Source organism: Mycobacterium sp. (assembly GCF_040398885.1).
Classification (GTDB): Bacteria; Actinomycetota; Actinomycetes; order Mycobacteriales; family Mycobacteriaceae; genus Mycobacterium.
Genome location: NZ_JBBATF010000149.1, coordinates 1 through 8,205, shown reverse-complemented (window position 1 = coordinate 8,205; position 8,205 = coordinate 1). Strand labels below are relative to the sequence as shown.

8 protein-coding genes are annotated in these 8,205 nt (G+C 73.3%); 5 read left to right on the top strand and 3 right to left on the bottom strand.

Going from position 1 to position 8,205, the window contains the following annotated elements:
* Both ADBZ5U_RS13005 and ADBZ5U_RS13000 read right to left on the bottom strand, forming a co-directional pair.
* On the bottom strand, nucleotides 1-2,136 hold a 2,136-nt coding region (locus ADBZ5U_RS13005; protein ID WP_526810817.1), incomplete at its 3' end, for an ATP-dependent helicase.
* Nucleotides 2,137-2,214: 78 nt separating this feature from the next.
* A complete protein-coding gene (locus tag ADBZ5U_RS13000; protein WP_526810815.1) occupies nucleotides 2,215-2,643 on the bottom strand; it encodes a hypothetical protein in 429 nt (142 codons plus the stop codon).
* A gap of 250 nt (nucleotides 2,644-2,893) precedes the next feature.
* On the opposite strand from ADBZ5U_RS13000, the gene ADBZ5U_RS12995 reads away from it, so the two are divergent.
* Genes ADBZ5U_RS12995 through ADBZ5U_RS12975 form a run of 5 tightly spaced genes read left to right on the top strand, consistent with a single transcriptional unit; the run spans nucleotide 2,894 to nucleotide 7,721 of the window.
* Nucleotides 2,894-3,103: a hypothetical protein gene (locus ADBZ5U_RS12995; protein ID WP_526810813.1), complete on the top strand. Its 210-nt coding sequence runs from the start codon at nucleotides 2,894-2,896 to the stop codon at nucleotides 3,101-3,103.
* 2 nt (nucleotides 3,104-3,105) lie between these two features.
* A complete protein-coding gene (locus ADBZ5U_RS12990; RefSeq protein WP_526810819.1) occupies nucleotides 3,106-4,704 on the top strand; it encodes a S53 family peptidase in 1,599 nt (532 codons plus the stop codon).
* Entirely contained in the window at nucleotides 4,701-6,584 is a 1,884-nt protein-coding gene (locus ADBZ5U_RS12985) for a zinc ribbon domain-containing protein (protein ID WP_526810811.1), read from the top strand. The genes ADBZ5U_RS12990 and ADBZ5U_RS12985 overlap by 4 nt, the downstream gene beginning before the upstream one ends.
* Before the next feature lie 26 nt (nucleotides 6,585-6,610).
* On the top strand, nucleotides 6,611-7,396 hold the full coding sequence (locus ADBZ5U_RS12980) for an alpha/beta fold hydrolase (protein WP_526810809.1): 786 nt from the start codon (nucleotides 6,611-6,613) through the stop codon (nucleotides 7,394-7,396).
* Between the two features lie 25 nt (nucleotides 7,397-7,421).
* A complete protein-coding gene (locus tag ADBZ5U_RS12975; protein WP_526810808.1) occupies nucleotides 7,422-7,721 on the top strand; it encodes an MGMT family protein in 300 nt (99 codons plus the stop codon).
* On the opposite strand, the gene ADBZ5U_RS12970 is transcribed toward ADBZ5U_RS12975, so the two are convergent.
* A partial coding sequence (locus tag ADBZ5U_RS12970; RefSeq protein ID WP_526810806.1) for a TIGR02569 family protein occupies nucleotides 7,718-8,205 on the bottom strand: 488 nt, incomplete at its 5' end. The genes ADBZ5U_RS12975 and ADBZ5U_RS12970 overlap by 4 nt on opposite strands.

The window sequence follows — 8,205 nt, the reverse complement described above, 5'->3', positions numbered from 1 at the left end:
GCGCAGCCGGCCCACCACCGCGGCCGGGGAGAGCACCGGCGGGGCGGGCCGGGGGCCCGGCGGGGCGCCGGGGGCCCCGGCAGCCGCCCCGGCGTAGCCGGCCAACTCCGCCACGAACGGCGAGGGCAGGCCGGCCTCGTCGCCGGCGTCGCTGTCGACCGCGGTGATCAGCAGCCGGCGGCGGGCCCGGCCCATCGCCGCGATCAGCAGGCGGCGTTCCTCGGCCAGCAGCGGCGCCCGGGCCGACACGTCGTCGCCCAGGCCGTCGAGGACGTCGAGCAGCCGCTGGGTGCCCAGCACGCCACCGCGCGGAGTGGTGTTGGGCCACAAGCCGTCCTGCAGTCCGGCGATGACGACCATCTCCCAGTCCCGGCCCAGCGCGGCATGCGGGCTGAGCACCGCGACGGTCTCACCGGATGGCACGGCGTCGTGCACCGGCGGCAGGTACAGGCCGGCCACATGGTCGAGCAGTCCGCCCAGCGAGGCTCCGGTGGTCCGCGCGACGTAGTCCTCGGCGATGTCGAACAGTGCGGTGACCGCGGCGAGGTTGCGCTCGGCCAGCGCGCCCTCGGTCCCGCCGCGTTCGGCCGCGCTCAGCCAACGGCGTTGCAGACCGCTGCGTTCCCAGGCCTGCCACAGGGTGTAGCGGGGGTCATTGCCGGCACCGTGGCTGCGGGCGGCCGCGCCCAGCACGGCGCGCACCCGGCCGACCGGCTTGGCCGACGTCGGGGGGAGTTGCGGGGCCGGACCGGTCAGCGCCTCGGGCAGCGAGGAGTCGGTGCGACGCAGCGCGCGGCGCAACTGGCGCAGCGAGACCGGGTCGACCCGGCCGATCGGGCCGGTCAGCAGCGCCTCGGCCCGTTGCCCGTCCAGGCCGTCGGCGACGGAGTTCAGCACGGTCAGCAGTGCGCGGGCGGCGGGCTGCTCCCCGATCGGGGCGCCGCCGGTCAGCGTGTCGACCGGCACCCCGGCCATCGACAGCGACCGCGACAGCGCCGCCGCCGCGGCGGCCGATCGGGTGATGACCGCCAGCTGCGACCACGCCACCCCGTCGACCAGGTGGGCACGGCGCAGCGCGTCGGCGACGGTGGCGGCCTCGGCGTGCGCCGACTCGGCGACCCGGACGATCACCGCGCCGTCGTCCCCGTCGGCCCCCGACACGGTTCCGTCCAGGGTCCGCCACCCGGCGCCGGGCAGTGCGCGGGCCACCCCGCCGATGGCCCGGGCGATCGCCGGCGCGCAGCGGTGCGAGCGGGTCAGCCCGACCACGTCCCCGGCGTTCGCGCCCGGCCCGGCGAGCAGGCCGGGATCGGCGCCGCGGAAGCCGAACACCGCCTGGTTGGGATCGCCCGCCAGGACCGCCGATTCGGCACCGGCGGCCAGCACCCGCACCAGCCGGGCGGCCTGCGGGTCGAGGTGCTGGGCGTCGTCGACCAGCAGAACCCGCACCCGGGCGCGCTCGGCGGCCAGCAGACCGGGGTCGGCGGCCAGCGCGTCCAGCGCGGCGCCGACCAGCTCGGCGGCGCCCAGTGCCGGCACCGTCGCCTGCGGCGCGGCGGTGCCGACCGAGGCGCGCAGCAGCATCACCTGCTCGTACTGCCGGGCGAACCGGCCCGCCGCCACCCACTGCGGATGGCCGCAGGACCGGCCGAGGCGCTGCAGTTCGACCGGATCGACCCCGCGCTCGGCGCACCGGGCCAGCAGGTCGCGCAGTTCGGTGGCGAACCCGGCGGTGGTCAGCGCCGGGCGCAGCTCCCGCGGCCAGCTCCGGCCGCCGTCCTCGAGGTCACCGGCGAGAAGTTCGCGGATGATGCCGTCCTGCTCGGCGCCGGTGACCAGTCGCGGCGGCGGATCCCCGGCCCGTTCGGCGGCCTTGCGCAGCACCGCGAAGGCGTAGCTGTGCACTGAGCGCACCAGCGGCTCGCGCACCACGGCCGGTTCGCCGCCGCCGGCAGCCGACGACGCACCGAGCAACCGCGCCGTCAGAACCCCGCGGGTCTGGCCGGCCAACCGGGCCGAGGTCAGCAGCAGCACCGACTCGGGGTCCGTCCCGGCGGCGATGCGGGCGACGGCGGCGTCGATCAGCCGGGTGGTCTTACCGGTGCCCGGCCCGCCGACGATGCGAACGATGCCCATGCCCGCATGACACCACGCAGCTACGACAGAAACCGCGATCCGGATTCACGGCGTGGCGCCGGTCCACCGGCCCGGCGGTCACCCGACGAGCAGCAGGCCGCCCTGGACCAGGGTCACCGCCGCGGCCAGCAGTACCGCTCCGGCCGCGGCGCGCGACAGCGCGGGCGGGCCGTGGACACCCCTGCGGTCGCGGGCCTGCAGCACCGCCAACCCGGCGAGGGCGATCAGCAGCGCCACCGCCATCGCGATCATCCTGGGGTGCAGATGCGGGTCGTGCTGGGCCAGCAGACGATCGAAGGCGGAGAAGTCGCCCCGGGTGACGGCCCGTTCGTAGGAGGCGTCCTCCGCATGCTGGTAGAACCACTCCCCGCTGGTCAACGGGGTCAGAATCACGTTCAGAGCCGCCAGTGCCACCACCGGCCACAGGAACCGGCGGGCCGGCGCCCACAGCGCGCACAGCGCGGCGGCGACGGCCGTGATCACCGGCAGGACGGCGAGGAGGCGCACGGCGCTCAGGGTAGAGCCTCGCCGCGGTGTCCTCCGGTCGGTGGAGCCGGATGTCATCCCGACAACCACCCGATCGCCGGACGGATCCGCCTGCCCGAGGAGCGCAGAGTCGGGTCACGGAGTAGTCAGCGCCGGACTCCGTTACACGATTACAGTCGCCCCTACGGCGCACGAACAGGAGGACACCATGAAGTCACCGACCGCGTGGCGCCGAACGGCCGTTGCGGCCGGCACGGTAGCTCTTCTCGCAATGGGAATGCTGGGAGCCTGTGCCACCAAGGAGAAGCCGGCCACGCCGGCGCCGTCCGCCCCGAGTGCCACCGCGCCGCCCTCGCCGTCGGAGAAGTCCGTGACCAAGGGCTCCAACGGCGGCTCCGGTTCGGGCAATTCGTTCGCCCCGACGGTCAAGGCCCCGCCGGCTCCGACCGCCCTGCCGGGCAATGTGATCACCGGCGGGTGAGAATGTCGGTCGTGAGGCGTCGGCGGGTGGTGATGGCGGCCGCACTGGCCGCCGTCACCGCCTTCGCCGCGGTCGAGGTGGCCGGGCGGCCGGACGCGGACTCCCCCGGCCGGATCGCCGGGCCGTACGCCGCACTGCTGGACCAGTCCACCGATCTGGGCCCCGCCGACCGCAGCCACGTGCAGATCACCGCGGCGCTGCGCGCTGACGCCCGCCCGGATCGTCTCCTCGGCTGGGCCCGGGACAACGGTCTGGCGGTGCGCTGGCAACCCAGCGAGGAGTGGGCGTACCTCGAGGGGCCGGCGACCGCCGTCTCCCGGGCCTTCGACGTCGACGTGCACGACTACCGGGGGCGGCTCGGTCAGGTTTTCTACGCCTCGCCCCAGCAGCCCGGTGTGCCGGCCGAACTGAGCGGCGAGGTCAGCGGACTCGGCCGCATCCTGGGATACACCCCGCACCGGGAGTCCAACCGCTGGCAGCTGCCCCTGGAGGTTCCCGGGCAGGGCCTGACACCGCAAACCCTGTTGCGCACCTACAACATCGAGCCGTTGCACGAGGCCGGGTTCACCGGCAAGGGCGCCACCGTGGTGGTGTTCGCCTTCGACGGATTCGACCAAGCCGATCTGGACACCTTCGCCGAGACGTTCAACCTGCCGAAGTTCACCCCCGACGTGGTGGGCGGCCAGCCGCCGGCCCGGCGCGGCGAGGCCACCATGGATCTCGAGGCGATCCACGCGATCGCCCCGGACGCGAAGAAGGTCCTGGTCAATGCCCGCCCGACGGTGGAGGGGGACGGCGCCTACGAGAAGATCGCCGAGATGATGCGCGACGCCGACCGCCGCTACCCCGGCGCGGTGTGGAGTCTCTCCATCGGCTGGGGCTGCGACAAGCTCATCACCGCCGCCGACCTGGCCCCGGTCCGCGCCGCGCTGGCGGCCGCACACACCAACGGCACCACCGCTTTCGATGCCAGCGGCGACCTCGCCGGCCTGGAATGCAAAGGCGGACAGGAATGGTCGTCGCCGCCGCATGAGGACAACATCGGTTTGGACGCCATCGCCTCGATGCCGGAGATGACGGCGGTCGGCGGCACCACGCTGTCCACCGATGCCGACGGGACGTGGCTCGCCGAGAAGGCCTGGTTCGACTCCCCGCTGTCACATGGGACGGGGGGCGGTGTGTCGGCACTGTTCGACCGCCCGCGCTGGCAGGCGAGGGTGAATTTCCCACGCGGAGCGGGCAAGAGGCTGGTTCCGGACATCTCGGCGGTGGCCGACCAGTTCACCGGGGTGAAGATCGTGTTCAACCAGCAGGTGCTCGTCGGTGGTGGCACCTCGGTGTCCGCCCCGCTGTGGGCCGGGATGGCCGCGGTGATCAACCAGTACCTGGTCGCCCGCGGCGGCGCACCCCTGGGCGATCTCAACCCGCTGCTGTACCGGGCCGCCGAGGGATCGCAACTGCCCGCGTTCCACGACGTGGTGCGCGGCGGCAACGCCGTCTACAACGCCGGCCCGGGATATGACCCGGTGACCGGACTGGGCACCCCCGACGTCGAGAACCTCGCCAAGGTCCTGCTCGTCACCCAGGCGGTGCTGCAATGAGCGGGGTCACCTGCCCGCACTGCCGGGCCGCGGTGCCGGCCGGCAACTTCTGCGGGGTGTGCGGCTACGGATTGGGCGGTGATCGGGAACGACCGATGTTGTTGCGGCCCAAAGTCTTCGGGGCCGCGCCCGCGGAGCGCGTGCTGGTTCCGCATTTCGCCAGTGCCGTGTTCCCCCACCTGCCCAACCGCTCCCGCACGCCGTTCCGGGTGACCCTGCTCGTCGCCGTCGTCGCCCTGGCGGTCTCAGTGGCCATGAAGGTCCCGGTCGCCGGAATCGCGATATCGGCGTTGGGATTGCCGGTGTTGTTCGTGCTGTATCTGCGCGCCTCCAGCCTGGTCCGGGACATCCCCCGCGGGTCGCTGATCCTCGCGGCGGCACTGGGCGCCGTCCTGGGGGCGGGCTGGGTCCTGCTGACCGGCGGCCTGGTGGCGCGCACCTACAACGTCTCGATCAGCGCCGGACTGGCACTGCACCACCTGTTCAGCCAGGGCGTCGCCATCCCGACGGCCGGCATGTTGCTGATGCTGGTGCCGGCGGTGGTGATCAGGATCTTCCGTCGCGGAACACGAGAGTCGTTGGACGGCTTCGTCATCGGAGCCCTCGGCGCTCTGGTTTTCACCGCCGCGGCGACGATGGCGCGACTGGCCCCGCAGTTCACCACAGGGCTGTTCGCCCACGTCCGGCCGTGGCAGGGACTGGTCGTCGAGGTCGCCATGACCGGGGTGACGATCCCGGTCACCGCCGCGGTGGCCGGCGGACTGGTCGGGCTCACGCTGTGGTTCCAGCCGGCCGGGCCCCACGACCGGCGGGTCCGATGGGTCCTGGGGGCCATCGCCGTGACGGTGGTGCTGTTCCACACCTCGGTCGGTGTGGTCGACATCGTCGGGCTGCCCCAATTGGGCATGCTCGCAATCCATCTCACCATGACGGTTCTCGCCGTGGTGGCCCTGCGCCTGGCCCTGCAACTCGCTCTGCTGCACGAGGCGCCCGACCCGATCCGGGCCGACGAGCCGTTGCTGTGCATCCACTGCGAGATGGTGGTACCCGATATGGCGTTCTGCCCGGCCTGCGGGGCCGCGACGCGGGCCTCGACGCGGACCTCCCGTGCCGAGCGCCGCGCCGTCCGACCCCACCCCGACGGCACGGCCGGCGATCCGTCGGAGGTGTCCTATCCCGGCTACGCGCTGCCCGCGGCGAGCTACCGGGCCCCGGCACTGCGGCGGCCCCGTGTCGGTTGGCTGCTGGGCCGGTGGGGGACGACGGTGGCCGCCGCGGCCGTGGTGCTGGCCGGGATCACCTTGATGCTGACGCCGAAGATCGCCCACTACATGTGCCCGCCGGAGTGCGGTCGGCCGCCCGCCGGGACCCCGGTGACCGGACTGCCCAGGTTCACCTCCGCGGGTGGGGAGTTCTCGGTGTCCTACCCGACGTCGGAGTCGATCTACCAGGTCACCACCTCCGACAACGGCGTCACCGCCGAACTGATCGCCGGTGACACCGGCGTCATGCAGTTGTTCTCCCAACCGGCCGCCGGCCGGACCGCCCGCGACATCGTCGAGTCGCTGCTGAGGAAGCGCTTCCCCGACGCCGCCGTCTCCTACGAGATCCCCAACGCCATGGTCGGCTACGAACCCGGCTTCGGGGTACTCGCCGACGAATGGCCGCAGAACCCCACCTCGTCGTTCACCCGCCAGCGGATTCTGGCGATGGCGGCGGTCAAAGACGATCTGGCCCTGATCGCCTTCGCTGCCGGTCCGTACCGGTCCTTCGGCCCCGACTCCGGCCCCGGGTTGCCCTCGGGCGCCAATCTTCAGATCGCCGAGGACCTGGGCAAGTACGTCAACAGCTTCCAGTGGGGCGCCGACACCACCTCCTGAGCGGATCCCGCCCTAGGATTTCGGCCATGGGTTCCCGGCCGCTCCACCACAACCGCTACGGCCCCCCGGGCCCGGCCGAGGTCCTGATGATCCACGGCCTGACCGGGCACGGCGCCCGCTGGCGCCGCCTGGCCGGCACGTATCTGCCGGAGGTCCCGGCGCTGGCGCCGGACCTGCTCGGGCACGGCCGCTCGTCCTACGCCGCGCCGTGGAGCATCGACGCCAACGTCACCGCGCTGGCCGGGCTGATCGAGGACGAGGCCGACGGCCCGGTGACGGTGGTCGGGCATTCGTTCGGGTGCGCGGTGGCCCTGCACCTGGCGGCGCAGTGTCCCGACCTGGTGTCGGGTCTGGTGCTGCTCGACCCGGCGGTGGCCCTCGACGGTCGGTGGATGCGGGAGGTCGCCGAGGCGACACTGGCCTCCCCGGACTACACCGACCGCGCCGAAGCCCGAACCGAGAAGGCCACCGGGTCGTGGGCCGACGTGGGGCCGGCCGACCTCGACGAGGACCTCGACGAGCACCTGATCGCGCTGCCCGGCGGCCGCTACGGCTGGCGGGTCTGCATCCCGGCGATGGCCTCCTACTGGAGTGAGCTGGCGCGGGATATCGTGCTGCCGCACAAGGGAACCCGGACGACATTGGTGCGCGCGGCCTTTCAGGATCCGCCGTATGTGACCGAGGCGTTGGTGGATGCGCTGTCGGGTCGGCTCGGCGGGGACTTCAGGCTCGTGGACTTCGGCTGCGGGCACATGGTGCCGCTGGCCAAGCCGGCCGAGACCGCCGCCGTCATCCGCGACATGCTCGGCTGAGTCGGCCCCGGAGACGGCCCCGGAGATGGCGAAGGTCACCGACGAGCAGGTGGAGCGGGTGCGGGCCCTGGTCGCCTCGATCCCGCCGGGGCGGGTGGCCACCTACGGTGATATCGCCTGCGCGGCAGGGCTTTCCAGCGCCCGCATCGTGGGCTGGGTGATGAGCGCCGACTCCTCGGATCTGCCGTGGCACCGGGTGCTGGCCGCGACGGGGCGGCCCGCGCCGCACCTGGCGTCGCGGCAGTTGGAACTGTTGCGCGCCGAAGGGGTGCTCGCCGACGACGGCCGGGTGCCGCTGGCCTCGGTGCGGCACCGGCCGGCCTAGACCAGCATCCGCACCACGGCCGCGGTGCGCCGCAGACCCGCGAACGCCTCCGGCGTCGACCTCGGATGCAGGGCGTGCACCGAAAGCCGGAACATCAAGGCGCGCAACACCATCTGCGGCCACTCCGGCAGATAATCCCACCGCTCGATCAGATCGTCGTCGGCCTCGCCCCACGCCATCGCGTCGACGACGGCCACCCCGGCCGCCCAGGACGCGGGACGCCAGTACGGGGTGATGTCGGTGATTCCCGGGGCGGCGGTCCCGGCGAAAAGCACGGTGCCGTAGAGGTCGCCGTGCACGAGTTGACTCGGGCTCTCGGTGGGCTTGCGCAGACCCGCAAGCTGGCCGACGAGCTCCACCGACTGGGTGCGGTCCTGCGCCTCCGGCAACTCCGGCGCCCCCGGCGGCAGGCTGTGCAGCGGGCGGTCCTCCCAGGCGGCCCGGTCGGCGACGGTGAACACGTCGACCTCGGTCCACGGCGGCA

Bases quoted from the DNA above. Each gene is read 5' to 3' on its own strand.
- ADBZ5U_RS12995 (WP_526810813.1), top strand. From the start codon at position 2,894: ATGGGAATGCTGGGAGCCTGTGCCACCAAGGAGAAGCCGGCCACGCCG.
- ADBZ5U_RS12990 (WP_526810819.1), top strand. From the start codon at position 3,106: ATGTCGGTCGTGAGGCGTCGGCGGGTGGTGATGGCGGCCGCACTGGCC.
- ADBZ5U_RS12985 (WP_526810811.1), top strand. From the start codon at position 4,701: ATGAGCGGGGTCACCTGCCCGCACTGCCGGGCCGCGGTGCCGGCCGGC.
- ADBZ5U_RS12980 (WP_526810809.1), top strand. From the start codon at position 6,611: ATGGGTTCCCGGCCGCTCCACCACAACCGCTACGGCCCCCCGGGCCCG.
- ADBZ5U_RS12975 (WP_526810808.1), top strand. From the start codon at position 7,422: ATGGCGAAGGTCACCGACGAGCAGGTGGAGCGGGTGCGGGCCCTGGTC.